This window comes from Pseudonocardia lacus, assembly GCF_018531445.1.
In the GTDB taxonomy this organism is placed as follows: domain Bacteria; phylum Actinomycetota; class Actinomycetes; order Mycobacteriales; family Pseudonocardiaceae; genus Pseudonocardia; species Pseudonocardia lacus.
On record NZ_JAHDTH010000002.1, the window covers coordinates 62,695 to 86,562 of the forward strand.

The window sequence follows — 23,868 nt, forward strand, 5'->3', positions numbered from 1 at the left end:
GTCTGCCCGACCATCAGGAACGTTCCTTGCCTGATTGGCTCCTAGCGTTGCGATCATGGAGATCACGCCCTTCCGCATCGACGTCCCACAGGCCGACCTCGACGACCTCGACGACCGGCTCGCCCGCACCCGCTACACCGAGGAGCTCACGACCGGCGGCGACTACGGCGTGCGCGTGGACCCCGTGCGCGAGCTGGTGCGCCGCTGGCGCGACGAGTTCGACTGGCGGGCCGTCGAGAAGCGGCTCAACGAAATCCCGCAGTTCACGACCACGATCGACGGACAGAACATCCACTTCCTGCACGTCCGCTCCCCCGAACCGGACGCGTTCCCACTGATCCTGACGCACGGCTGGCCGGGCTCGTTCGTCGAGTTCCTCGACGTCATCGGCCCACTCACCGACCCGCGGGTGCACGGCGGTGACCCGGCGCAGGCCTTCCACGTCGTGGTCCCGTCACTGCCCGGGTTCGCCTTCTCCGGACCCACCACCGAGCCGGGCTGGAACCGCTACCGCACGGCGCGCGCCTGGGCGCGACTCATGGCGGGGCTGGGCTACGAGCGCTACGGAGCACACGGCAACGACGCCGGGGCATTCGTCGCGCCCGAGCTCGGCCGCGTCGACGCCGAGCACGTCGCCGGCGTGCACGTCGACCAGATCTACTCCTTCCCGTCGGGGGACCCCGCCGAGTTCGCAGGCATGCCCGAGGCCGAGATGGCCGAGCTGACCCGACTGCAGGAGTTCGGCGCCGACAAGCTCGCGTACAACGAGCTGCAGTCGACCCAGCCGCAGAACCTCGCGCACGCGCTCGCCGACTCGCCGGCCGGCCAGTTGGCGTGGAGCTACCAGCTCTTGGGCGACGCCGTCGACCCGGATTTCGCGCTGACCAACGTCGCCATCTACTGGTTGACCCGCACCACGGCGTCCTCCATGCGGTTCTACTGGGAGGACCGGCACACCCCCGAGGAGGAGAAGCCGACCGGGCCGACGACGGTGCCGCTCGGGCTGGCCGCGTTCGCGGACGACTTCTCGGGCATCCGGCGCTTCGCCGAACGCGACCACGCGAACATCGTGTCGTGGAGCGAGTTCGACCGCGGCGGGCACTACCCGGCGCACGAGGTGCCGGACCTCCTGGTCGGGGACCTGCAGCAGTTCTTCGCCGGGCTGCGGGACTGACGCCGTGAGCCAGGTGCTCGGCCCGCGCGCGCTGAACCGGGCCACCCTCGCCCGCCAGTTCCTGCTGGAGCGCACCACCCGACCGGTCCCCGACGTGGTCGAGCACCTGGTGGGCCTGCAGGCGCAGACCCCGCACACGTGGTACGTCGGGCTGTGGAGCCGTGTCGCCGGCTTCCGGCCCGAGGCCGCGGCCGACCGCCTCATGGACCGGACTCTGGTGCGGATCGCGCTGATGCGCTCGACCATCCACCTCGTCACCGCGCGGGACGCCCACGGCCTGCGCGCCCCCGTCCAGCCGGTGCTCGATCGCGACCTGTTCCACAACCAGCTCCACAGGGACGCCGCGCGCGGGCTCGACGTCGAAGCGGTCGTGGCCGCCGCCCGCCCGCTGCTGGCCGAACGGGCCCGTACCTCCCAGGAGCTGGGCGCCCTGCTCCATGCCCAGTGGCCCGACCGGACCGCCGCCGGTCTCGCGTACGTCGTCCGCAACCGGCTGCCGCTCGTCCAGGTACCGCCACGCGGCCTGTGGGGGCGCAGCGGCCCCATCGCGCACACCAGCACCGAGGCGTGGCTGGGTGAGGGCGCCGGGTTCTCCCTCGAGACCCTGGTGCGCCGCTACCTCGCCGCATTCGGCCCGGCGACCGTGATGGACGTGCAGACCTGGTCAGGGCTCACGCACCTGCGGGAGGTGGTCGCGCCGATGCGGCGAGAGTTGCGCCTGCTCCACGACGAGCAGGGCCGCGAGCTCTACGACCTGCCCGACGCCCCCCGCCCCGATCCGGACACCCCCGCCCCGGTGCGGTTCCTCTACGACTTCGACAACCTGCTGCTGTCGCACGTCGATCGCAGCCGCGTCAGCACCACCACGTTCCGCCGCGCCTTCACACGGCGCAGCGGGCAGGTACCGGGCGCGGTGCTCATCGACGGGTTCACCGCAGCGCACTGGACGCTCACCCGCGACCGGGATGCGGCCACTCTGTCGGTGAAACCGCATCGTCGGTTGGCCGACGACGAGGCCACGGCGATCACGGCCGAGGCGGCACGCCTGCTGGAGTTCTCCGCCCCCGGCGCGGACCTCGCGGTGCAGGTGCTTCCCGCCCCGTGAAGCACGCGCTCGGGGCGCCCGCTCTCGACGTCGATGCGACCCAGCCGTGCCGGCTCGCCGCCATCCACGTGAATCCGGCCGACCCCACCGCCCGGGTCGTGGAGCACGTCGAGCTCCCTGCGCAAATCGTCCTACGCCACGCGGAAGCTCCATCGCGTCTCCCGGAGAAGGCCGCCAACCGGGCTGGACCGCTCCTGCAGAGCGTTCAGGCAGCGAGAAGCGTGTGGTTAGCGCAAGTCGCCCCTCGGACACAAGATCGTATCCCTGGACGGCGACTCCAGCTGCCGCCACCTTCCGGCATCTGCCGAGCCTCGGCGAGAACGGCGGGGGTCGATCCCCGTTGACTCCAGCACGGTCGAGACCGCTTCGCGGTCCAGGGCACCTGCTGCGCCCTGGTCATGAAGCCAACCCGCCAGGTCGGGCTGGTCGTGGAGCAGCGCCAACAGCCGGTCGGAGATCGCAAAGACGGCATCGTCGGGCCCGTCGCGCACGATGGCGAGGACCCGCGCCGCGCCGCAGGTGTCCTGCTGGATCAACAACACCTCGGCGGCTGCGACGATCACAGCGAGGTCGGTGTCGTCGTCCAGCAGGGCGATCAGGCGGCTGTGGACGTCCGACCGTGCCGGGAAGAGCGCCAGCTCACGCACGGCACCGACGCGCACCTGCCAGTCGGTGGAACGGGTCCGGTCCAGCGCCTTCTGCACTCGGGAACTCGGTGGGTCGTGAGTCATGGCACCTCGTCGGGAGTGGCCGGGCGGACTTCGCGCGCCCGGGGAAACGTCTCGCCGGCCGGGTTGGTGTTGTGGTCGTACTCGACGGTGCGGGGCGTCGGGATGCCGTTGTGCGCCCGGCCGGTCGGTCGACCCGCCGCAACGCCAAGCCGTTCCCGCCGTACTCCACGAACCGTCCGGGGCGCGCTTGACGAGTATGCCGTTCGGGGCCGTTCATGATCGGCAGCAGCCGGCCGGTACGGGTCCTGAGCCAGCCGTACGCAGGGAGGGTTGAGCATCGGTCAACGCGCTGGACCTCGCCGCCACCACCCAAAGCACTTGCGAAGCTGCGGGTCAGTTCGGGATCGATGCAATGAACGGTGTCGATTCCCGCACGGTCCAGGCCTCCGGGTCGTCCAGCACCTCCGCACCCAGCGGACCCTCGACAGCCTCGCAGTGCGGCCAGGTCACCGCGTAGATCTGAGCCAGTCCCCCGTCGACGAACCGGCGGGCGATCCGGCGGGACAGGTCGATCGCGTCGTGCGGAGCCAACTCGGACGGACCCCCGTTGAGCGTCCAGATGAACTCGTAGAATCCGACCGGTCCCTCGTCGAGATCGTCTCGCATGTCCTGGTCCGACCACGACTCGACGGGCCCATCTCCCATCATGATCCCTCCAGGGTCGGTTCCCGGCGAGCGGGACCTCGGTTCGGGGACCGACGGGTCAAGACCCCATCTCCTCAGAAGAGCGAGTCTCCAGACATGCCGGCCGACCAGGTTCGTCGCCAGGTCGGGAGAGGTGTCATCGGTCGCCCACGCGGAAGCGGTCGGCGAGCTCGTCCATGAGCCGGTCGACGTGGGGGTCGACGACCTTGCGGTCGGGGTCCTCGTCGTGCCATCCGACGATCTCCCGGGCACCGTGCTCGAAGGGCACCGTCGCGACGAAGTCGGGCACGACGCCGCGCAGCTTCGACGTGTCGAACGTCGCCGAGTGCGTCTTGTCGCCGAGCAGCGACGCGCCCCACCCGGGGTCGGCGGCGGCGATGACGTCCGACGGCACGTGGACGATGCGGGCCTCGACGCCGGCTGCGCGCGCGACGGTGCGCGCGATCTCGTCCCAGGTCAGCACGTCGTCGGAGGTGATGTGGAAGGCCTCTCCCAGCGTGCGCGTGTGGCCGAGCAGGGGGACGAAGCCGCGGGCGAAGTCGGCGTGGTGGGTGAGCGTCCACAGCGAGGAGCCGTCGCCGTGGACGACGATCTCCTTGCCGTGGCGCATGCGCTCGACGATGGTCCAGCCGCCGTCGAACGGGACGACGGTGCGGTCGTAGGTGTGCGAGGGCCGCACGATCGTGACCGGGAAGCCCCGGTCCCGGTACGCCTGGAGGAGCACGTCCTCGCAGGCGATCTTGTTGCGGCTGTACTGCCAGAACGGGTTGCGCAGCGGGGTCGACTCGCGGATGGGCAGCCGCGCCGGCGGGGTCTGGTAGGCCGAGGCGGAGCTGATGAAGACGTACTGACCGACCCGTCCCTCGAACGTCTCGAGGTCTGCGCGCACGTGGTCGGGGGTGAAAGCCACCCAGTCGACGACGACGTCGAACTCCCGGCCGCGGAGCGCCTCACGCATCGACCGGGGATCACGGACGTCGGCGATCAGGTGCTCGGCCTCCTGCGGAACCGCGCGTCGGCCGGTGCCGCGGTTGAGCAGGGTCAGGTCGAGGCCGCGCTCGACCGCCAGGCTCGTGCACGCGGAGCTGATGACGCCACTGCCGCCGATGAACAGGACCCGCAACGCCGCCATACCCGCTCGCTTTCCGTGGTCCGTGGGCACCGAAGAGGCTGCCGGCTGCGCGGACGAAGACCCCGACAGCGGGTCCGATCGCCGCCCGGATCGAGCCGGCGCGACGACGCTAACCCAGCGCGTCGGCGTTCGGGCCGGCGACAGGGCAGCGACGGCCGAGCCGAGCAGGACAAGGACGGCGGCCGACCTGCGGGGCCACTCGATTCCGCGCCGTCATCCCCGCTCCCGTTCACGCCCGCAGGGTCGCCTCCAGGAAGGAGAACGGGCTCGGGGTCGCCACGATGCGGTCCAACGCGAAGCCTGCCGAGGAGAGGAGCTGCTCGAACTCGCCCGCGCTGCGCTCCTTGCCGCCCTGCATGGCGAGCATGACGAGGTCGATGGACTTGGTGAGGTGCGGCTCGTCGCCGTCCGGCACGATGCCCTCGACCACCACCAGCCGGGCTCCGGGCTCGGCGGCGGCCTCGATGCTGCCCAGGATGCGCCGGCACCTGTCGTCGTCCCAGTCGTGCAGGATGTAGGACAGGACGTAGACGTCGGCGGGCGGCACCGACTCGAAGAAGTCACCGGCCACCACGTCGATCCGGTCGGTGAGCCCCTGCTGTTCGAGGTGGCGCCGGGCGTCGGGCACCACCTCGGGGACGTCGAACACGATGCCCCGCCGGTCCGGCTCGTTCTCCAGGAGCCGGACGAGCACCGAACCGCTCGCTCCACCGATGTCGGCGACGACCGCACCGCGGGGGAGCCGGTAGCCCTCGAACATCCCGGCGCGCAGGCCGCCGGTCACGTTGGCCATCGCGCCCGACAGCAGCTCGACCAGCTCGGCGTCCTTGACGATCCAGTCGAAGAACGGCTGCCCGAAGTAGTGGGTGGCCGCGGTCTCGCCCGTGCGGACGTTGTGCAGCAGTTCGCTGAACGGGAGGTAGTGGGTCTCCATCCAGAACAGGGTCGCGGCTCGTGCGGAGTCGGCGCCGTTCGCGGACAGGGTGGCGCCGAGCGGTGTGGTCTCGACGGTGCCGTCGGGCAGGTGCCGGAATACGCCGACCGGGGCGAGGGTCCGGATCAGCCTGCCCAGCGGCTCCGGCTGCGCTCCGCAGGCGGCCGCCAGGTCGGCGACGGTCTTCGGGCCGTCGTCGAGCTGCGTGGCGATGTCGAGCTTCGCGACGACGTACAGCGCCTGGGAGAGCTGGAACCCGCCGACGAGCTGGATCATCTGCATCGCCGGGGGAAGCTCGCCGGTGGGCTGATCCGGAGCAGCGCCAGTGGGAGCGGTATCGGACACGTCAGTTCTCCTTGGTCACGTTCGCTTCGACGACCACGCGCGATCGTCGATGAGCACCCGACCACCTTCGGGGCGCGGACGGCTCCTCTCCATCCCGTGACCCAGGGACGGTGCCGATCCCGATCCCCCGATCGTGGGGGGTCCGGGGTCGCGGGCTGCTCCGCTTCGCAGCTGTCGACGGCCGGCGCGTCGGTCGACGTGGCCGGGGGGTGAAGCCCGCGTCACCAGTGCGTGTGCGCGGCCTGCCAGTCGATCCCTGGTCGGACGACGTCATCGAACAGCGTGGCCACGAGCTCGCCGCGGCTGGCCACGCCGACCTTGCGGAAGACCGCCTTGAGGTGGTCGCGCACCGTGTGCGGCGAGAGGTGGAGCTCCGCGGCGATCTCGTTGGTGGACAGGCCACCGGCCACGGCGCGGGTGACCTCCTGCTCGCGCGCGGTGAGGCCGTGGGCGTCGAGGAGGATCGGCGCGACGTGGCTCGACGACGCCGGCATGATGACCAGCGCCGTCGAGGCGGCGGCACCCCCGACCGCCGCCTGCCGGGACGCCGTGACGGTCAGCCAGCGACCGCTCGGCACCCGCAGCCGAACTGTCGCCGGGCCGTCGTCGCGTCCCGCGGTCACCGCCGCGGCCCGCGCGGCGAGGGCGGTGCTCACGGTCCGGAACTGGTACTTGTCCCACCACCCCTCGCCCGCGAGCTCGGTGAACCAGCGTTGGGCCTGCAGGTCCATCGACACCAACGCGTCGTCCGGCCCGAAGACGGCGATCCCGGGGTGGTCCGGGCCGGTGGATGCCGCGTCGGGCTGCGTGACGGCCGCGATCGTCGCCAGCGAGGCGGCGATCCGGGAACCCGCCGCGGCGACCCGGTCCACCTCCCGGGCGGTGAACGGCGGGCGCCCGACCCGGCGCATCAACACCGCGACACCCCACGTGCGACCCCCGGTGCGCATCGCGACGCGCAGCTCGTCGCCGTAGGCGAGCGGGCGCAGGAACTCCCGGTAGCGCGCGCTGCGCCGCAGGTTGCCGTCCGTGGCGGCGAGCAGGGTGGCGGCCGGCTGGTCCGAGCGGGCGAGATCCCGGAAGAGGAGCACGTCCTCCACCGTGTTCTCGCGATGCCAGTAGTCCCTGCACCTGCCCTGCTCGACGTTCTCGATGAGCACCGGGTTGGCGGGCAGCATCGTCGCCGGGTCGACGGCGAACCACCCGGCCGCGTCGAAGGGGACACTGCGACGCAGCCGCACCGACGCCCGGGCGAACACCTGGGCGTCGGGCTCGACCGGCGGAGCGGGCGATACGGCCGGCGGTGCCACGGCGGACGACGACCCGCCGCTCCCCGGGCGCGCTCGGGAGCCACCGCCGAAAACGGCGTGACCCGGCTGGTCGGCCCGGATCACGCCGCTGGGGTCGTAGCCGCTCTGCACCGCCCGGAGCCTACGCAGCGTCGCGATCGGGAGCACCCGCGTGCTCAGGCCGGTTGACGCAGGCGGTCCGGTCAGCACACCCTCGGCCCCGCTGGACGAGCTCAGTGCGACTGCCGGACGATCCGGTCGCGCTCATCGGCTCCGGCGACGCCGGACCGGATCGCCTCGATCAGCAGCCGAACGAGCTGCTCCACGCCGACCCGCCAGGTGTCCTTGGCCAGGTGCCCGCTGAGTTCCAGTTCGGCGATGCCGTGCGCGCTGGACAGCACCAGGGCGCCGTAGCGGTGTGCGTCGGGTTCGCCGACCACGTCCGCGACGAGGGTGAGGAACACACTCTCCAGGCGGCTCGCGGCGGCGGCGGACGCCGGCGTGTCGGCCGGGATGCTGAACATCAACGCGTACAGGTGCGGCTGCCGGCGGGCGACCGCGATCAGGCCCAGGACCGCTCGCTGGAGCCGTGCGCCCGGGTCGGCGTCGAGATCGGCACGCAGCTGCTCCACGTCGTCCGCCAGCGAGTTCCACGCCTCGACCGCGAGCTGGGTGAGCAGGTGCTCCTTGTTCTCGAAGTGCCCGTAGGGCGCGCCGCGCGAGACCCCGGCGAGGGCCCCCACCGCGCGGAGGGTGACGGCCTCGGGCCCTCCCTCGTCGAGCAGCTGGGATGCCGCGCGGATGAGAGCTCGCCGCGTCGCTGCCGCCGTCTCGGCTCGTGTCACCACGCCCGACAGTCTATTTGACAATGTCATCTGAAAGGGCCATCGTCGTTCACATGACACTGTCACATGAACTGCCCGCCGTCGATCCCGCCGTCCGCCGCCTGCATGATCGTGCCGAGATCAGCGATGTCCAGCTCCGGTACGCCACGGGCACCGACTCCCACGACTGGGAGCTCTTCCGCAGCTGCTTCACCGAGGAGGTCGAGGTCGACTTCAGCGACGGCTTCGGTCAGCCCGTCGTCCGGGTGGACGCCGATGACTGGGTCAGGGCCACGGCACCGCGGATGGAGTCCTTCCGGGCGACCCAGCACATGATCACCAATCTCGTCATCACCTTCGACGACGACGACCGGGCCACCTGCGTCGCCTACGTCCGGGCCAGCCACCACCTCCCGAACGGCACCGGCGACAGCGACCAGACCGTGTACGGGTACTACACCAACCGCTTCGAGCGGACCGCGCACGGCTGGCGGATCGCCGCGGTCAAGCTGACCGCTCTCTGGATGACCGGGAACTTCGGCATCTTCCAGGCCGCCATGGCTCCTCAGGAGCACGGTCGCAACAGGTGAGTGGCCGGGTCGGTCGCCGTCGACTCCTCAGCCGGCTCGGCGAGGGCGACGCCCCAGCGCGAGCGACGCCCCCAGCAGCGACAGGCAGAGCGAACCGATGAGGATGTTGACCTCCACACCCATCAACGTGTTGGCCGGCGAGTCGCGGAACTCCTCGTCGACCAGGGCGGTGCCCGGGAACGCGGCGGCGCCGTACATCCCCACCCAGGGTGCGGACAACATCGCCGTCGCGATCAGCCGGTTGTGGTCCGGGTCCCCGTGTGGGGAGGTCAGCAGCCGCAGGCCGACGGCACCGAGCACCGTGCTCATGACGATGTACTGGGCGTTGTGGAACTTGGCGTGCGCGGGCCAGCGGGGATTGCGCAGGTGCTGGCGGGCTGTCACGGGCAGCAGGGCGTCGACGACGAGCGGCCCGACGGCCGTACCGGCCGCGATCAGACCGACCAGTGCGCGCGACGCTCTCTTCCTCGAAGTCATGGGTTCCCCCGATTCAGCGCTTGACGGTGAAACCGGCGTCGACGGGCAGTGCGACCCCGGTGATGTAGCGGGCCTCGTCGCAGGCGAGCCAGGCGACGGCGTTGGCGATGTCGCGTGCCTCGACCATGGTCACCGGCAGCGCGTTCGCCATCGCGTGCCCCTGGAGGGCGGCGTCCCGGAGGAGCTTCTGCGCCGTGTCGTTGAGGATCATCGGGGTGTCCACGCCGGTGGGGTGCACGGTGTTCACCCGGATGCTGTGCCGGGCCAGGATGTTGGCGTAGGAGCGCATCAGACCGACGATCCCGTGCTTCGACGCGGTGTAGGCGAGACCGCCGGGTTCGGCCGCGTGGGCACCCGCACCCATCCCGTTGAGCCCGGCCGTGGAGCTGGTGAGGACGATCGAGCCCCCCTCGCCCTGCTCGACCAGGAGCGGGCGGGCCACCTCGACCGTGTTGAAGGTGCCGGTGAGGTTGACCTCGATCCCGTCGGCCCACTGGGCGGAGGTGCCCTCCCCCGCCTCCGCGAGCGGGAAGACGCCGGCGTTGGCGACGACCACGTCGACCCGTCCGAACCGGCCGACGCCCCGCTCGAAGGCGGCTTGCAGCGCCGCCCGGTCGCGCACGTCCGCGGCTTCGGCGTGGATCCGGCGATCGAGCTTCTCGACCGCGCGCACGGTCTCTTCGAGATCCTCGGTGGTGCCCAGCGGATAGGGCACGGTCCGCATCGGTGCGCAGATGTCGACCGCGATGATGTCGGCCCCCTCCTCCGCCATCCGGACGGCGTGCGCACGGCCCTGCCCGCGCGCCGCTCCGGTGATGAAGGCGACCTTGCCCGCCAGCGTGCCCGTCATGTGCTTCTCCTTCGTCGAATGTGGATGCGGTCGCGCTGGTCGGAGCCCGGCGCCGGTGTCGATGACCGTCGCCGTGCCGTGTAATGCCGACCACTCGCCGCCACGAGGCGGCGGACCGCGGGGCCGGCCGCCTCGAAGGGCCGGCCGGGTGCTCGGGCTGGTCAGCTCGGCTGCGGGATGTCGCTGACCGAGGACCCCGGGATCAGGCCGTGCCGGCCCGACCGGGACGCACGAGGGTTTCGAGCAGGGTCATCGCGGCGTCGTTGAGCTTCGCCAGGTCCGCCCCGCCGTCGCGCTCGACCCACTGGGCGTAGGCGACGGCGAACACCTGGCTGCCCACGCGCGCGGCGAGATGGGCCGCCTTCTCCTCCACTCCGCGGCGCTGCAGGGCGTCGATGAACCCCATCGTGATGTCGTGCTGCTTGATCAGGTCGCGTTCCAGCAGACCCGGGTTGGCCGCGATCACGGCATGGCGCTGGCGTTGCAGCTCCATGCCGGGACCGGTCCAGTCGAACTCGGCCAGGACCGTGGTCACGACGTGCAGCGGCTCCGAGACGTCGGGAGCATCGAGGACCGCCTGGACGAGTGCCGCGCGGATCCGCTCCGACTCGGCGAACAGCACCTCGGCCTTGTCCGAGAAGTACCGGAAGAACGTGCGGGTCGTGACACGCGCACGGTTCGCGATCTCGACGACGCTCGTGCTCTCGAAACCTTGTTCCTCGAACAGCTCCAGAGCGGCCCTCGTCAGTCGGTCCGCGCTGCCCTGTTCCCAGCGGGGCATGGCCTCCACCCTACCGGCGTCATGTCACGCCGTGACGCAGCTCGCCCGCGCTACGCCGGGACCGCGCCGACATGCTGTCGCAGGAACAGCGCCGCACGATCGAGGGCCTGGTCCGCCTCGTCGAGGAGACCCACGAAGTTCTGGAACACGTGGGGCACTCCCGCGGTGACGTCGAGCAGGACGTCCACGCCGGCCGACACCGCGCGCGTCGCCGCGACGACCGAGTCGTCGAGCAGGACCTCGTGGGAACCCGCCTGGAGCAGCATCGGCGGGAACCCGGTCAGGTCGCCGCTGACGGCCGGGCTCAGCAGCGGCTGGCGCACGTCCGCCCCGGGGCCGTACATCGCGACGAACGGCCGCAGCCGCTCGCGGGTGAAGATCGGGTCGATGCCCTCCTTGGCGCTCATGCTCACGCTGCTGAGGGTCAGGTCGAGGCACGGCGAGAAGGCCACGACCGCCGCGGGAACGGGCAGCCCCCGTTCGCGGGCCTGCATGACGGTCGTGACGGCGAGGCCGCCACCGGCCGAGTCCCCGGCGAAGGCGATGTGCGCCGGATCGACTCCGTCATCGAGCAACGCCCGGTAGGCGTCGACGCCGTCGTGGATCGCCGCCGGGAACGGATTCTCCGGCGCCAGCCGGTAGTCCAGCGAGAACGCGCGACTCCGCGAACGCGACACGAGATGGGCGGTCAGGGACAGCGACGTTTCCGGGGACCCGAGTGCCCAGGCGCCCCCGTGGAAGTACAGGATCGTCCCCCGGGCCTGCTGTTCAGCGGGCTCCACCACGAGCGCGCGACGGGTTCCCAACACCGTCTCCGAGGTGCCGACCGCCTCCGGGACGACGCTCATCGCCTGCCGCGCGGCGAACGCGGCGCGCATCTCCGCCAGGTCGCGCGGCACCGGCTGCGGCGCCCGCAGGATCGCGTCGACCTCGGCCCGCTGTTCGCTGCTCACGCCGCGCCCGACCCTGCGGGGACGACGACGACGGTCCGTCCGGCAGCGTGCCCGGCTTCGTTGCGCGCCTGCGCGGCCGCGGTGTCGGCCAGCGGGAACGCCGTCTCGACCGGGATGCGCAGCACCCCCTCGACGTGCAGCGCGGCGGCAGCGCGCAAGGCGGCGGCGATGTCGGTGGGCACGAACGAGACCTGCGCTCCGAGTCGCGGAGCGGTGAAGTCCGCTATGGACACGACCTTGGCCGGATCGCCGGTGAGCCCGATGCAGTCCGCGATGACACCCGAACCGGACACGTCCAGCGCGGCGTCGACACCGTTCGGGGCCAGCGCGCGAACCCGGTCGACGAACCCGTCGCCGTACGTCGTCGGCAGCGCACCGAGCCCGCGGAGGTAGTCCTGGTTGGCCGGGCTCGCGGTGCCGATGACGGTGATCCCCCGCTCCCGGGCGATCTGGACCGCGGCCGTGCCGACGCCGCCGGAGGCGCCACTGATCAGCACCGTGTGGCCGGGCTCCAGGCCGACCTGGTCGAGGATGCGGAACGCCGTCTCGACCGGGATCGGGTACCCGGCCGCTTCCTCGAAGGACAGGCTGTCGGGCTTCACCGCCCAGGCGTCGAGCACCGCGTACTCGGCGAAGACGCCGGTGCCGACACCGAACACCGCGTCGCCGACCTCGACGTCGGACACGCCCTCACCGACCTGGTCGACCACCCCGGACGCGTCCGAACCCGTACCGCTGGGCAGCCGGACATCGATCATCTGGCGCATGTGGCCCGCGCGGATCTTCCAGTCCAGCCCGTTGACCCCGGCCGCGCGCACCTCGATGCGGACCTGACCCGGCCCCGGGCGCGGCTCCTCGACGTCGACGAGAGCGAGCACGTCCGGAGGGCCGTACCGCTCGAATCGAATCGCCTTCATGCCACTCGCTCGCTGTCCAGCGCCGTGACGACCCGGTGGCCGATCCGCCAGTGGCCGTTGTGACGGCGCACAGTGTCCACGTGGTTCACGCTGTTGAGCGTGCCGTCCGCCATGATCATCAAGCCCTTGGAGCGCGCCGTCGCCTCGTCCGGGCCCACCGCGGAGATGACGACGTTCGTCACGTGGTGCGCCCGTGGGGCCGCGGCACCCAGCCTGCGGAACGCGGCCCGCAGGACATCGATGCCCTCGAAGGTCCCCAGCCCGGCATCGGTGAGGTCGTAGACGACGTCCGGGGTGAAGATCTCGCCCAGGCGGTCCAGTTGCGCCCCGTCGAAGATGTGCCCGTGCAAGGACAGGATCTCGGCGATCTGCAAGCGGTCGTCGGTGCTCAATTCCTCGGTGCTCAGCATGGAAGTCATCCGTTCTCGTAGGCTGTTCGTGGTGAGTCGGAGGTCGCGCTCCACGTCCGTGGCGGCCCAGTCCTCGATCACGGCGAGGTAGCCGATCGGCCCGCGCCCGTACTGCCCGCCGTTGACCGACGGCCGGGCGCTTTCGCGCTTTCCTTCGTTGTTGTAGTAGCTCGGCGTGCATTCCGACTCGTAGCGCGAGCGGTCGACGTGCACGCGAGCCATCTCGTCGGCCCAGCGCCGCTCGGCCTCCGGCGTGACCTCGGCGGCGGTGACGCCGGCCCGCCGGAAGCGCGCGATCAGGGCCGCGACGTGCCGCGCCTGGTGGGACGCCACATGCGGAAGGTTGATCGAGATCGCCGCCTGCTCGACGCCGCCGACGAGGAACAGGTTCGGGAACTGGCTGGTCATCATGCCGTGCAGGCTGCGCATGCCGTCGCGCCAGTGGTCGGCCAGCGACACGCCGTCCCGACCGATCAGGTCGTAGCCACCCGCCTCGTAGGTGGGCGCCATCGCGTCGAAACCGGTGCCGTAGATGATCAGATCGACGCCGTGCTCCACCCCGTCGACGACGATCGCGTGCTCGGTGACGTGGTCGACGCCGCGACCGTCGGTGTCGACCAGCGTGACGTTGTCCCCGTTGAACGCGGGGTAGTAGTCGTCGCTGAAGAGCGGGCGCTTGCAGAAGTAGTCGTACCAGGGCTGCAGAGCCGCTGCCGCGGCCGGATCCTCGACGATGTCGGTGACCCGCTGCCGGATCTCCCGCATCTTCTGGAAGTCGACCGCCTGCATCATGGCGACGTCCGGCCTTCCGTTCGCCGCCGTCATCGCCGCCGCCATGCGCCGACCCATGTCGGTGGCTTCGTCGGCGACCAGGTCCTCGACGGGCAGGCCCGCCATCATCTGCACGAAGTTGTCCATGCGCCTGCGCTGCCAACCGGGCTCCTGGTTGCCGAACCATTCCCGGTCGGTCGGCCGGTTGTTGCGGGGATTGACGGTTGAAGGAGTGCGCTGGAACAGGTACACGTGCCGGGCACTCTCGGCGAGGTGCGGAAGGATCTGGATGCTGCTCGCGCCCGTGCCGATCAGCGCGACCCGCTTGTCACCCAGCTTGTCGAGATTTCCCGACCAATCACCACCGGTGACGGTGTAATCCCACCGGCTGGAGTGGAACGACCGCCCCCGGAAGCTCTCGATCCCCGTGATGCCCGGCAGCTTGGCCCGGCTCAGCGGACCGGTCCCGATCGTGAGGTACCGGGCGCGGACCACGTCGTCGCGGTCGGTGCGCACCACCCAGCGCGAGAGGCTCTCGTCCCACGTCACGTCGAGGACCGTCGTGCCGAGCAGGGCCCTGGGGTACAGGTCGAACTTCCGGCCGATCGCCCGGGCGTGCTCCAGCATCTCCGGACCGCCCGCGTACTTCTCCGTCGGCACCGTGCCGACCTCTTCCAGCAGCGGCATGTAGATGTAGGACTCCATGTCGCAGCGCACGCCCGGGTACCGGTTCCAGTACCAGACCCCGCCGAAGTCCCCCGCCTGATCCACGATCAGGAAGTCCGTCGTCCCCGTCTTCTGCAGCTGGACCGCCGTCTGCAGCCCGGACCACCCGCCACCCAGGACGAGGACGTCCACATCGGTGCTCCGCCGCGCGCGCGGCCGCCCACCCGGACTCGACGCCAGGTACGGGTCGGCCGCGAACGCTGCGAGCTCCCCGCTGACGTCGAGGTACTGCGCGTTCCCGTCCGCTCGAAGTCTCTTGTCCCGCTCCTCCCGGTACTTCCGGCGCAGCCCGACCGGGTCGAACTCGCTCGGTGACCTCCGGCCGGCACCCGCGGTGTCCTCCACGTCGACCTCATCCCCATGCTGTTGTCGCGGTGTGACATCACCGTAGCACCGATGTCGCGCCGTGACATCAACGATCTGTGGTTGCGGTCACGCAGCACCCCCGGCGCGAGCGGGTCGTGCGGGGTCGCCGGTGGGGACCCCTGCGGGGACGAACGCCTGCCGCCGTACTGCCCGGGTCAGCGGCCGAGGACCCGCGAGATCGCCAGCCTCGCCGTGCGCAACGCGACGCGGAGGCCGACCTGGGTCCCGCCCTCGTCGGGTGCGACCAGTGACAGCATGCCCCGATCGACTTCGCCGCGGCGGGTACTCCGCTGATCCTCGCGGAGCTCCGGGCACCGTCGCCGGATCCCCGGCAGGTCTTCGCGATCGGGCTCAACTACCGCGACCACGCCGACGAGTCCGGGCTCGACCACCCCACCTCACCGCCGACGTTCACGAAGTTCGTCGGGAGCTTCGCCGGTCCCGTCGGCGAGCTGGTGCTGCCGGCCGCGACCGTGGACTGGGAGGCCGAACTGGTGGTCGTGATCGGCCGGCGGGCCGAGCGGGTGACCGCCGCCGAAGCGTGGTCCCACGTGGCCGGCCTGACCACGGGGCAGGACTACTCGGAGCGGGCCCTGCAGCTCACCGGCCCGGCGCCGCAGTTCTCGCTGGGCAAGTCCTTTGGCCTCACCGTCTCGCCGGCCGGGTTGGTGTTGTGGTCGTACTCGACGGTGCGGGGTGTCGGGATGCCGTTTGCGACCGGGCTCGTAACCGATCTCGACCCGGCGGTTCCCGGCCCGATCTCCCCGTTCGGACGGCCACTCCTGCGAGAGTGGTTGTTCACGACGTGAACCGGCACCCTGTCCGGCCGGCCGCTGTCGACATGGGGCCGTCGGCGACGACGTTCGTGCGAGACGACGGACCGACCGTCGCTTGAGCCCAGGTGGTCCCGATGAAGTACGTGATCCTGATCCACTCCAACCCCGTGCCGTGGGGGCACCCGACCGGGGACTTCCTGCCCGAGTTCCAGGCCCTGCCCGACGACGTCCGGGCCCGGCTGGTGCACGACTTCGAGGAGGTCCTCGGCGAGCTGCAGGCCAACGGCGAGCTGGTCGGCGGCGAGGCGCTCGGCGATCCGGCCGCCGCGACCCTCTACCGCTGGCGCGATGGCGCCCCGCTCGCCGTCGACGGGCCCTACTCCGAGGCGAAGGAGCACCTGGCCGGGTTCTTCCTGGTCGACGTCGAGAGCCGGGAGCGGGCCGAGCAGATCGTGGCGAAGTTCGCCGGACCGGGGGAGACCGTGGAGCTGCGTCCGCTGATGTCCTCCGGCGGCCCGGACCAGTGAACGCGCTGGCCGACGTGTGGCGCCGGGAGGCGCCGCACGTCATGGCCGCGCTCCTGCGCCACCACGGCGACCTCGGTGACTGCGAGGACGCCGCGCTGGAGGCCGCGGAGGCCGCGACGCGGCAGTGGCCGGTCGACGGAGTCCCCGCAGACCCGCGGGCGTGGCTGGTCCGAGTGGCGTCCCGGCGGCTCGTCGACCGCTTCCGCGCCGATCGGGCCCGCACCCGCCGCGAGGCGTCCGACGCGCGGCGGGCCGTGGACACGCCGGTCACCGGCGACGTCCCGGCCGGGGACGACACGCTCCAGCTGCTGGTCCTGTGCTGCCACCCCGCACTGAGCCGCCCGTCACAGGTCGCGCTGTCGCTGCGCGCCGTGGCCGGGTTGACGGTGGCGCAGATCGCGGCGGCCTACCTGGTACCGCCGCGCACCATGACCCAGCGCCTCACCCGGGCCCGCTCCCAGCTGCGCCGGGCCGGAGCCCGGTTCGCCCTGCCCTCGGAGGAGGAGCTGCCGGAGCGGGTCGCCGCGGTGCTCGACGTCTGCCACCTCGTGTTCACCGAGGGCTACACCCGCGCCTCCGGCCCGGAACTGGTCGACGTGGCGCTGGCCGAGGAGGCGATCCGGCTCACCCGCGAGGTGCACCGCGCGCTGCCCGACCACGACGAGGTGGCCGGAGCGCTGGCACTGATGCTGCTCACGCACGCCCGCTCCGCCGCGCGCACCGACCCGCACGGCGACCTGGTGCCGCTGGCCGAGCAGGACCGCGGTCGGTGGCGGCGAGAGCTGATCGACGAGGGCGTCGCCCTGCTGGAGTCGACGCTGCCGCACGGCCACGTGGGCCGCTACCAGCTGCAGGCCGCCATCGCCGCCGTGCACGCGGAGGCGGCGACGTACGAGGACACCGACTGGCGCCAGATCACGATCCTCTACGGAATGCTGCACCGGGTCGCGCCCGGCCCGGCCGTCACGCTCAACCACGCGGTGGCCGCCGCGATGGTGCACGGGCCGACCACCGGCCTGGCGATGCTCGACCCGCTCGCGGCCGACCCGGCGATGCGGCGCCACCACCGCCTCTACGCCGTCCGCGCGCACCTGCACGAGTCCGCCGGCCATCCGGAGGCAGCGACCGAGGACTACCAGCGGGCCGCGCAGCTCACCGCGAGCCTGCCAGAGCAGCGCTACCTGAACCGCCGGCTCGCCCGCCTCACCGAACCTGGCCGGCCCTGACGCTGCCCGAGCCCGACCACTCCTACGACCGGTTCCCCGGGGCGAGCCAGGCCCCGGGCGACCCGCTCGCCACGCTGCGCGGGCTCGCCCCGCAGGGTGCGCGAGCAGGGCATCCGGCAGGTTACGGGCGAGGTGCTGGTGGACACCTCGCTGGTCCAGGAGGGGCAGGAGGACATCGCATCCGGCGCGCAGCCCGACATCGGTTCGGGCGCCTGGAGCGCGGCCGATCCCCGCCCCCTGCTCCCCTGTGCGCGGATCGTCAACGACCGTGCGTCCGCTGGGAATGCCGCGCGACCGATCGGCGCCGAGACTGCGCGGGTGCGGCTGACCGTCACGGTGATCGACCTGGTTCGGGCCGGCAGGGACGACGTCGTCGTCGACGCGCCGGCGGACGCGACGGTGGAAGCGCTGGCCGGCCGGCTGGGATCCGGGCCGGTGCCGCCCGTCCTGTACGTGGACGGTCATCCGGTGGATCCGCGGCTGCCACTGGTCCGGACGCCGATCCGGGACGGCGCCGTGGTGAGCCTGGACGACCCGGCCGGTGCCGCGCCGCCGCACCCGCGCGGCGTCGTCGAGCTGCGGATCACCGGCGGCGGGCAGGCCGGGGTGGTGCACCCGCTCGGCACCGGGGAGCAGCTCGTCGGCAGTGGTCCGGACGCGACGGTGCGGGTGGCCGACCCGTTCCTCGCCCCCGCGGCGTTCACCCTGTTCGTCGGGCCCGACGGGCGGTGTGAGCTGGAGGTGGTCCCGGGCGTGCCGGCCCGGCTGGACGGGGAACCGCCGACCGGCCGTGCCCGGTGGCCGCCGGGCGCCCAGCTGGCGGTGGGCGGGAGCATGTTCGAGGTGGCGACGCCGAGCCGACCGGACGCCGTGCTCGCGGCGGCGCCCGACCGGCCGGAGCTGGACTACAACCGGCCGCCCCGGGTCCGCCCGCCGTACCCGCCGGCCCGGTTCCGGCTGCCCCAGCCGCCGAGACCGCACGAGCGCTCGGCGTTGCCCATCGTGACCGCGCTGGTGCCGCTGGTGGTCGCGGTGGTCGCCGCGGTGGCGTTCCGCAGCCCGGCCTACCTGCTGCTCGGGCTGCTCAGCCCGGTCGGCGTGCTGTTCAACCACCAGGTGGAGAAGCGGCGCGGCCGCACCTCGCACCGCCAACGGATCGCCGAGTACCGGGAGCGCCGGGAACGGATCGAAGCCGACGCGCGGCGCGCGTTCGTGGCCGAACGCCGCTACCGCAGGCGCGCCGCCCCGGACCCGGCGCAGGTGTGGCTGACCGCCGTCGGGCCGCGGGCCCGGCTGTGGGAGCGCCGACGCGGCGACGACGACTTCCTCACGGTGCGGGTGGGCACCGCCGAGGTGGACTCGGAGGTGGTGCTGGAGGACCCGGAGGCGCCCGAGCACCGGCGGGAGAGCGCGTGGCGGATGCCGGACGTGCCGGTCACGGTGCCGTTGCGGGAATGCGGCGTGCTCGGCGTGGCCGGTCGGGGCACGCTGCCGACCGCGCTCGGCCGGTGGATCGTGGCGCAGGTCGCGACCCTGCACAGCTGTCTGGACGTGCGGATCTGGGTGCTCACCGAGTCGCGCGCGCGTCGCGACTGGGAGTGGGTGCGCTGGCTCCCGCACACCAGGACGCACGACGCGGTCCACATCGGCAACGACGGGGAAACGGTGGCGCAGCGGGTCGCCGAGCTGACCGCGATGCTGGTCGCACGCCGGCAGGCGGCCGACAACGCGCACGGGTCGCCGTCCGACCAGGCCGACCACCCCGACGTGCTCGTCGTTCTCGACGGCGCGCGCGATCTCCGGGCGTTGCCCGGCGTGGTGGCGCTGCTGCGGCAGGGGCCGGCGGTCGGCATCGTCGTGGTCTGCCTGGACGCCGATCCGCGCCGGTTGCCCGCGGAGTGCCGGGCCGTGGTCACCGCGACCGGTGCCGCGCTGCGCGTGCAGCAGCCGCAGGCCGACCCGGTCGACCAGGTGCGGCCCGACCTGGTCGGGGCGCGGTGGTGCGACCGGCTGGCCCGCGCGCTCGCCGCGCTGCGCGACGTCAGCGACCGCGGCGGGGCGTCCGAGCTGCCCGACCGGGTGCGGCTGCTGGACGTGCTGGACCTCGAACCGCCGACCGCGGAGGCGGTGACCGCGAGGTGGCTGGCCGGCGGGCGGTCGACCGAGGCCGTGATCGGGGTCGGGGTGGATCGGGCCTACGCCGTCGACCTGCGCCGGGACGGCCCGCACGGCCTGGTCGCCGGCACCACCGGGTCGGGCAAGTCCGAACTGCTCCAGACGCTCGTCGCCGCGCTCGCGATCGCGAACCGGCCGGACGAGATGACGTTCGTGCTGGTCGACTACAAGGGCGGGGCGGCGTTCCGGGAGTGCGCCGAGCTCGTCCACACCGTCGGGCTGGTCACCGATCTCGACGGGCACCTCACCGAACGCGCGCTGGAGTCGCTGGCCGCCGAGCTGCACCGCAGGGAACGGATCCTGCTACGGGCCGGGACCAAGGACATCGACGACTACTGCCGCCTGCGCGACGCCGACGGCGCCACCGGCAGCACGGTCGAGCCGATGCCCCGGCTGCTGATCGTCATCGACGAGTTCGCATCGCTGGTCGGCGAGCTGCCCGACTTCGTGGCCGGCCTGGTCGACATCGCCCGCCGCGGGCGCTCGCTCGGCGTGCACCTGCTGCTGGCGACGCAGCGCCCCGCCGGGGTCGTCACCGCCGACATCCGGGCCAACACGAACCTGCGGATCGCACTGCGGGTGACCGACGAGGCCGAGTCGAACGACGTCGTGGACGCGCCGGACGCGGCGTGGATCGCGAAGTCGACACCGGGCCGCTGCCTCGTCCGCTCGGGCACGTCCTCGTTGGACACCGTCCAGTCCGCGCGGGTGGGCGGTCGCCGCCTCCCGGCGGGACCGGCCGCGGCCCAGCCGCTGCGGATCGTGCCGCGGCCGTGGGAGCAGCTCGGGCGGCCCGTCCCCGACCCGCCGCCGGCGGCGTCCGATGACGGGGCCGGCACCGACCTCGCCGCGCTGGTCGAGGCAATCCGGGAGGCGGCCGACACGATCGGCGTGCCGCGGCCGGCCGGTCCGTGGTTGCCGCCGCTGCCGGACATCGTGACCCTCGACGAGCTGCCGGGCACGCCGGAACCCGCACCGGTCCCGTTCGGCCTGACCGACCTGCCCGCGGCCCAGACCCGCGCCGTGCTGGCGCTGGACCCGGCCCGCGACGGGCACCTCGCCGTCGCCGGCTCACCGCGCTCGGGGCGCTCCACCGTCCTGCGGACGGTCGCCGGGTCGGTCGCCTCCCGCACCGCACCGGACGACGTGCACATGTACGCCGTCGACTGCGGCGCCAACGCCCTCACCCCACTGGCCGAGCTGCCGCACTGCGGAGCCGTGGTCGGGCGCGACCAGCCGGATCGGATGGAACGGCTGCTCGCCCGGCTCTCCGCCGAGGTGGCCGAGCGCCAGCGGCTGCTGGCGGCCGCCGGGTTCGCCGGTATCGCCGAGCAGCGCGCGTCAGCCGAGCCGGCCGACCGGCTGCCCTGGATGCTGCTCCTGCTGGACCGCTGGGAGGGCTTCGTCGCCGCCTACGAGAACTACGACTACGGCCGACTCGTCGACACCGTCGTCCGGCTGCTGCGTGAAGGGCCCGCGGTCGGCCTGCGCGCGATCGTCACCGGCGATCGCAGCGTGCTGTCCGGGCAGATCTCGACCGTCTTCGAGCGGCGGCTGGTGCTGCGGATGTCCGAGCCCACCGACTACGGCTACGCCGGGATCAACGAGCGGAAGGTGCCGCGGTCGATGCCACCGGGTCGCGCCGTCGAGCAGGCCGGCGCGGGCGACACGCTGATCGAGAGCCAGGTCGCGCTGCTCGACCCCGACCCGTCGGGGGCCGCGCAGGTCGCCGCGCTGCGCCGGATCGCGCGGGCCGCGCCACCACCGCGACGGAGCCGGCCGTTGCGCGTCGACGACCTCCCGGCCGAGGTGACGGCCACCGACCTCGACCACGACCTGGCGCCGTCCTCGCCGCTGTGGGCGCTGATCGGGGCCGGCGGTGACGAGCTCGGTCCGGTGGGCGTCGACCTGCTCACCGACGGCCCCGGCTTCACCGTCGCGGGCCCGGCCCGATCCGGCCGCTCCACGGCGTTGCTGACGATGGCGGGCTCGTTGCTGGCGCGGGACGTCCCGCTGGTCCTGGTCACCCCGCGGCGCTCGCCGCTGCGGGAGCTGGCGGGCCGGCCGGGTGTCCTCGCCGTCCTCGACGGGGAGGTCGACCCGGCGGCGCTCGACGAGGTGGTGCGCGAGCACCCGCGGCACGCGCTGATCGTCGACGACGTGGAGCTGGTCGCCGGCACGGCGCTGGACGACGCGCTGGACGACGCGCTGCGCCGGGCCCGCGACGGCGACCACGCGGTGGTCGTCGCCGGCACCGGCGACGACCTGAAGGCCGCCTACCGCGGGGTCGTCGCGACCGCGCTGCGGTCCCGCTCCGGGCTGCTGCTCGCGGTGCGCGGCCCCGAGGACGGCGACCTGCTCGGGGTGCGGCTGCCGCGCGGCGCCGGCGGCGGGCCGGTCGGCCGGGCGGTGCTGGTCCGGGTCGGCGCGCCACAGCCGGTGCAGGTGGCCGTACCCGGGTGAGCGATCGCCGCGGGCCCGGCTACGGCGCGGCGGGCGGCTTGTCCAGCCGCCTGATCGGGTCCGGCGCCTCGGGCGACTCGGGGTCGTAGTGGTCCACGATCGCGATGGGCAGCCGCTGGTTCTTCTGGACGTAGCGCTGCAGCCGGGCGAGGTCGTCGAAGGTGTGGTGCCACAGCACGTTGCCGATCTGGTAGGCCTCCTTGCCGCCCTCCCGCACGATCGGCTTGACGGCCTCGGCGATCGCGAAGCACACGATCCCCGCGCCGCCGGTCTCGACGGTGACCGCCGCGCAGGCGAGCTGCACGCCCTTAGCGGCGAGCTCCCCGGCGATGAACTGGAACCCGGCCGACCCGATGGCGCCGGGCACCGACAGGTTCGTCTTGTCGCGGTTCTGCAGCTCCTCGACCAGGATGCTCAGCGCGTCGACGCCGGTCGTGGCGGTGCCGACGGCACCCAGCCTCGCCTCCAGCTGGGCGAGGTCGATCGCGCCGCCGTCGTCGATCGCCCGGAACAGCAGGTCGATCTGCGAGTCGGTGAAGCCCCGGCCCCGGAGGGGCCCGCGCAGCCCCTCCAGCCCGGCCGCCCCCGCACCGGACGCCTGGTTCGCGACCTCGTTGGCCTCCCCCAGGACCTGCCCCGCCGCTGTGAGCTTCTCCAGCAGCCAGGCATCGGTGGCGCGGTCCTTGGGCGCGTCCGCGAACGCCGCTTCCGACAGCGGCGCGAGGGTGAGCCCGCCCGGTCCCCCGCCGTGGCCGACGTCGAGGATCAGGTACCGGCCCTGGGTCTGCGGGCCCAGCGCGAAGTCGATCATCCGGAGCTGCTCGGCGGCCGCGAACTGCGACGGGTCGTCCGTGCCGGACGAGGCGCCCAACCGGACGAGCACGTCGTGTCGACGGCCCTGCAGGATGACCTGGTTGGCGGCATCGCGGTGCACGGCGGGCAGGCCGTGGGTCTGCCCGACCAGGTTCGGGTGGAGCAGGGCGTAGAGGGCCCGCTCGTCGCCGGTCAGCTCGCTCGTCCAGGCCCGGTGGCGCTCCGCCGGGGTGCGACCGATGATCCCGGCCAGCTGCGGGGGCGGGGGCGAGTCCGACGCGCTGAGCGCCCGCGCCGCGGCGGGGACCGCGGCCAGCAGCGTCTTGAGCTGCTCGGGAGGTATGCCGCGGCGGCGGACGAAGTCCCGGACGGCCTCCGCCCCGCCCCACCGGAACCGCGCCATCAAGGCGGTCAGCTCCGGGGCGTGGTTGCCCGCCTGGGTGAACACGAGGTCCCGGAACCTGGCCACCTCGGCCACGTTGTTGGTGCCCGAGCCGGTGAACGGCATGTCCCGGATCACCTTCTCGCGCTCCCGCACGAACGTGACCTTGGCCAGCAGCTGCTGGCCGTCCACCGCCATCGAGTGGGCGATGCCGGTGGCGAGCCCGAGCCGGCGGACCGCGTCCGCGGTCACCCCGTGGAACGGCTGGACCAGGCGGGCGTTCGGCCCCGCCTCGTACAGCTCGCCCGTCACCGGCGCGACGTCGACGGCGTAGGGGGCGACCTGCTTCCCGAAGGCGTCGACATCGCGCCAGACCCGCCGGACGGCTTCGTCGACCGCGCCGAGCCGCGTCTGCAACTGCCCCGTCCGGCCCATCAGGAACCCGGCGAAGGCCTCCATCGAAGGCAGGTCGTAGTAGTCGTTCAC

Annotated in this window: 20 protein-coding genes; 7 read left to right on the forward strand and 13 right to left on the reverse strand. The window is 72.8% G+C overall.

All coding sequences use genetic code 11. The features are described 5' to 3' along the window. Window positions 1-55 precede the first annotated feature (55 nt). Both KIK08_RS01025 and KIK08_RS01030 read left to right on the forward strand, forming a co-directional pair. On the forward strand, window positions 56-1,174 hold the full coding sequence (locus tag KIK08_RS01025) for an epoxide hydrolase family protein (RefSeq protein ID WP_214401019.1): 1,119 nt from the start codon (window positions 56-58) through the stop codon (window positions 1,172-1,174). Window positions 1,175-1,178: 4 nt separating this feature from the next. Next, window positions 1,179-2,279 (forward strand): winged helix DNA-binding domain-containing protein, encoded by a 1,101-nt coding sequence (locus KIK08_RS01030; RefSeq protein ID WP_214401020.1) that lies wholly within the window; start codon window positions 1,179-1,181, stop codon window positions 2,277-2,279. Between the two features lie 227 nt (window positions 2,280-2,506). On the opposite strand, the gene KIK08_RS01035 is transcribed toward KIK08_RS01030, so the two are convergent. The 6 genes from KIK08_RS01035 to KIK08_RS01065 form a co-directional block, all read right to left on the reverse strand. Further along, window positions 2,507-2,983 (reverse strand): hypothetical protein, encoded by a 477-nt coding sequence (locus KIK08_RS01035; protein ID WP_214401021.1) that lies wholly within the window; start codon window positions 2,981-2,983, stop codon window positions 2,507-2,509. 360 nt (window positions 2,984-3,343) lie between these two features. After that, the gene (locus KIK08_RS01045) at window positions 3,344-3,616 is read right to left on the reverse strand and encodes a hypothetical protein (RefSeq protein ID WP_214401023.1); all 273 of its coding nucleotides are present in this window, start codon (window positions 3,614-3,616) and stop codon (window positions 3,344-3,346) included. 175 nt (window positions 3,617-3,791) lie between these two features. Then, window positions 3,792-4,787: an SDR family oxidoreductase gene (locus KIK08_RS01050; RefSeq protein WP_214401024.1), complete on the reverse strand. Its 996-nt coding sequence runs from the start codon at window positions 4,785-4,787 to the stop codon at window positions 3,792-3,794. Between the two features lie 229 nt (window positions 4,788-5,016). After that, the gene (locus KIK08_RS01055) at window positions 5,017-6,003 is read right to left on the reverse strand and encodes a methyltransferase (RefSeq protein ID WP_214401025.1); all 987 of its coding nucleotides are present in this window, start codon (window positions 6,001-6,003) and stop codon (window positions 5,017-5,019) included. A 284-nt stretch (window positions 6,004-6,287) separates the two neighbouring features. Continuing rightward, window positions 6,288-7,487: a helix-turn-helix transcriptional regulator gene (locus KIK08_RS41425; RefSeq protein WP_214401026.1), complete on the reverse strand. Its 1,200-nt coding sequence runs from the start codon at window positions 7,485-7,487 to the stop codon at window positions 6,288-6,290. 101 nt (window positions 7,488-7,588) lie between these two features. Then, window positions 7,589-8,203, reverse strand: a complete 615-nt coding sequence (locus KIK08_RS01065; protein WP_308257305.1) for a TetR/AcrR family transcriptional regulator — start codon at window positions 8,201-8,203, stop codon at window positions 7,589-7,591. Between the two features lie 50 nt (window positions 8,204-8,253). Between KIK08_RS01065 and KIK08_RS01070 the strand changes: the two genes are divergently transcribed. Then, complete coding sequence (locus KIK08_RS01070) at window positions 8,254-8,769, forward strand: nuclear transport factor 2 family protein (protein WP_214401027.1); 516 nt, start codon at window positions 8,254-8,256, stop codon at window positions 8,767-8,769. 27 nt (window positions 8,770-8,796) lie between these two features. Here the strand turns inward: KIK08_RS01070 and KIK08_RS01075 are convergent, their stop codons facing one another. The 6 genes from KIK08_RS01075 to KIK08_RS01100 all read right to left on the reverse strand — a co-directional run bounded on the left by KIK08_RS01075 (window position 8,797) and on the right by KIK08_RS01100 (window position 14,999). Next, a complete protein-coding gene (locus KIK08_RS01075; protein ID WP_214401028.1) occupies window positions 8,797-9,246 on the reverse strand; it encodes a DUF6640 family protein in 450 nt (149 codons plus the stop codon). Window positions 9,247-9,259: 13 nt separating this feature from the next. Continuing rightward, window positions 9,260-10,096, reverse strand: coding sequence for a mycofactocin-coupled SDR family oxidoreductase (locus KIK08_RS01080; RefSeq protein WP_214401029.1), 837 nt, complete (start codon window positions 10,094-10,096; stop codon window positions 9,260-9,262). Between the two features lie 202 nt (window positions 10,097-10,298). Further along, a complete protein-coding gene (locus KIK08_RS01085) occupies window positions 10,299-10,877 on the reverse strand; it encodes a TetR family transcriptional regulator (RefSeq protein ID WP_214401030.1) in 579 nt (192 codons plus the stop codon). A 50-nt stretch (window positions 10,878-10,927) separates the two neighbouring features. Next, window positions 10,928-11,830, reverse strand: a complete 903-nt coding sequence (locus KIK08_RS01090; protein ID WP_214401031.1) for an alpha/beta hydrolase — start codon at window positions 11,828-11,830, stop codon at window positions 10,928-10,930. After that, window positions 11,827-12,747 carry an NADP-dependent oxidoreductase gene (locus tag KIK08_RS01095; RefSeq protein ID WP_214401032.1) on the reverse strand — a complete coding sequence of 307 codons (921 nt, stop codon included), beginning with the start codon at window positions 12,745-12,747 and terminating at the stop codon, window positions 11,827-11,829. The genes KIK08_RS01090 and KIK08_RS01095 overlap by 4 nt, the downstream gene beginning before the upstream one ends. Further along, entirely contained in the window at window positions 12,744-14,999 is a 2,256-nt protein-coding gene (locus KIK08_RS01100) for a nuclear transport factor 2 family protein (protein ID WP_214401033.1), read from the reverse strand. Before KIK08_RS01100 ends, KIK08_RS01095 begins: the two co-directional genes overlap by 4 nt. A 365-nt stretch (window positions 15,000-15,364) precedes the next feature. On the opposite strand from KIK08_RS01100, the gene KIK08_RS01105 reads away from it, so the two are divergent. The 4 genes from KIK08_RS01105 to KIK08_RS01120 all read left to right on the forward strand — a co-directional run bounded on the left by KIK08_RS01105 (window position 15,365) and on the right by KIK08_RS01120 (window position 22,187). Further along, window positions 15,365-15,829: a fumarylacetoacetate hydrolase family protein gene (locus KIK08_RS01105; RefSeq protein WP_308257309.1), complete on the forward strand. Its 465-nt coding sequence runs from the start codon at window positions 15,365-15,367 to the stop codon at window positions 15,827-15,829. A gap of 101 nt (window positions 15,830-15,930) precedes the next feature. Next, window positions 15,931-16,323, forward strand: a complete 393-nt coding sequence (locus KIK08_RS01110; protein ID WP_214401034.1) for a YciI family protein — start codon at window positions 15,931-15,933, stop codon at window positions 16,321-16,323. Next, complete coding sequence (locus tag KIK08_RS01115; protein WP_328516851.1) at window positions 16,320-17,549, forward strand: RNA polymerase sigma factor; 1,230 nt, start codon at window positions 16,320-16,322, stop codon at window positions 17,547-17,549. Before KIK08_RS01110 ends, KIK08_RS01115 begins: the two co-directional genes overlap by 4 nt. Window positions 17,550-17,867: 318 nt before the next feature. Beyond that, entirely contained in the window at window positions 17,868-22,187 is a 4,320-nt protein-coding gene (locus tag KIK08_RS01120; protein WP_214401035.1) for a type VII secretion EssC family protein, read from the forward strand. 19 nt (window positions 22,188-22,206) lie between these two features. Here the strand turns inward: KIK08_RS01120 and KIK08_RS01125 are convergent, their stop codons facing one another. Further along, window positions 22,207-23,868, reverse strand: coding sequence for a hypothetical protein (locus KIK08_RS01125; protein ID WP_214401036.1), 1,662 nt, complete (start codon window positions 23,866-23,868; stop codon window positions 22,207-22,209).

Bases quoted from the DNA above. Each gene is read 5' to 3' on its own strand.
- KIK08_RS01025 (WP_214401019.1), top strand. From the start codon at position 56: ATGGAGATCACGCCCTTCCGCATCGACGTCCCACAGGCCGACCTCGAC.
- KIK08_RS01045 (WP_214401023.1), bottom strand. From the start codon at position 3,616: ATGCGAGACGATCTCGACGAGGGACCGGTCGGATTCTACGAGTTCATC.
- KIK08_RS01050 (WP_214401024.1), bottom strand. From the start codon at position 4,787: ATGGCGGCGTTGCGGGTCCTGTTCATCGGCGGCAGTGGCGTCATCAGC.
- KIK08_RS01055 (WP_214401025.1), bottom strand. From the start codon at position 6,003: ATGCAGATGATCCAGCTCGTCGGCGGGTTCCAGCTCTCCCAGGCGCTG.
- KIK08_RS01070 (WP_214401027.1), top strand. From the start codon at position 8,254: ATGACACTGTCACATGAACTGCCCGCCGTCGATCCCGCCGTCCGCCGC.
- KIK08_RS01075 (WP_214401028.1), bottom strand. From the start codon at position 9,246: ATGACTTCGAGGAAGAGAGCGTCGCGCGCACTGGTCGGTCTGATCGCG.
- KIK08_RS01080 (WP_214401029.1), bottom strand. From the start codon at position 10,096: ATGACGGGCACGCTGGCGGGCAAGGTCGCCTTCATCACCGGAGCGGCG.
- KIK08_RS01085 (WP_214401030.1), bottom strand. From the start codon at position 10,877: ATGCCCCGCTGGGAACAGGGCAGCGCGGACCGACTGACGAGGGCCGCT.
- KIK08_RS01095 (WP_214401032.1), bottom strand. From the start codon at position 12,747: ATGAAGGCGATTCGATTCGAGCGGTACGGCCCTCCGGACGTGCTCGCT.
- KIK08_RS01110 (WP_214401034.1), top strand. From the start codon at position 15,931: ATGAAGTACGTGATCCTGATCCACTCCAACCCCGTGCCGTGGGGGCAC.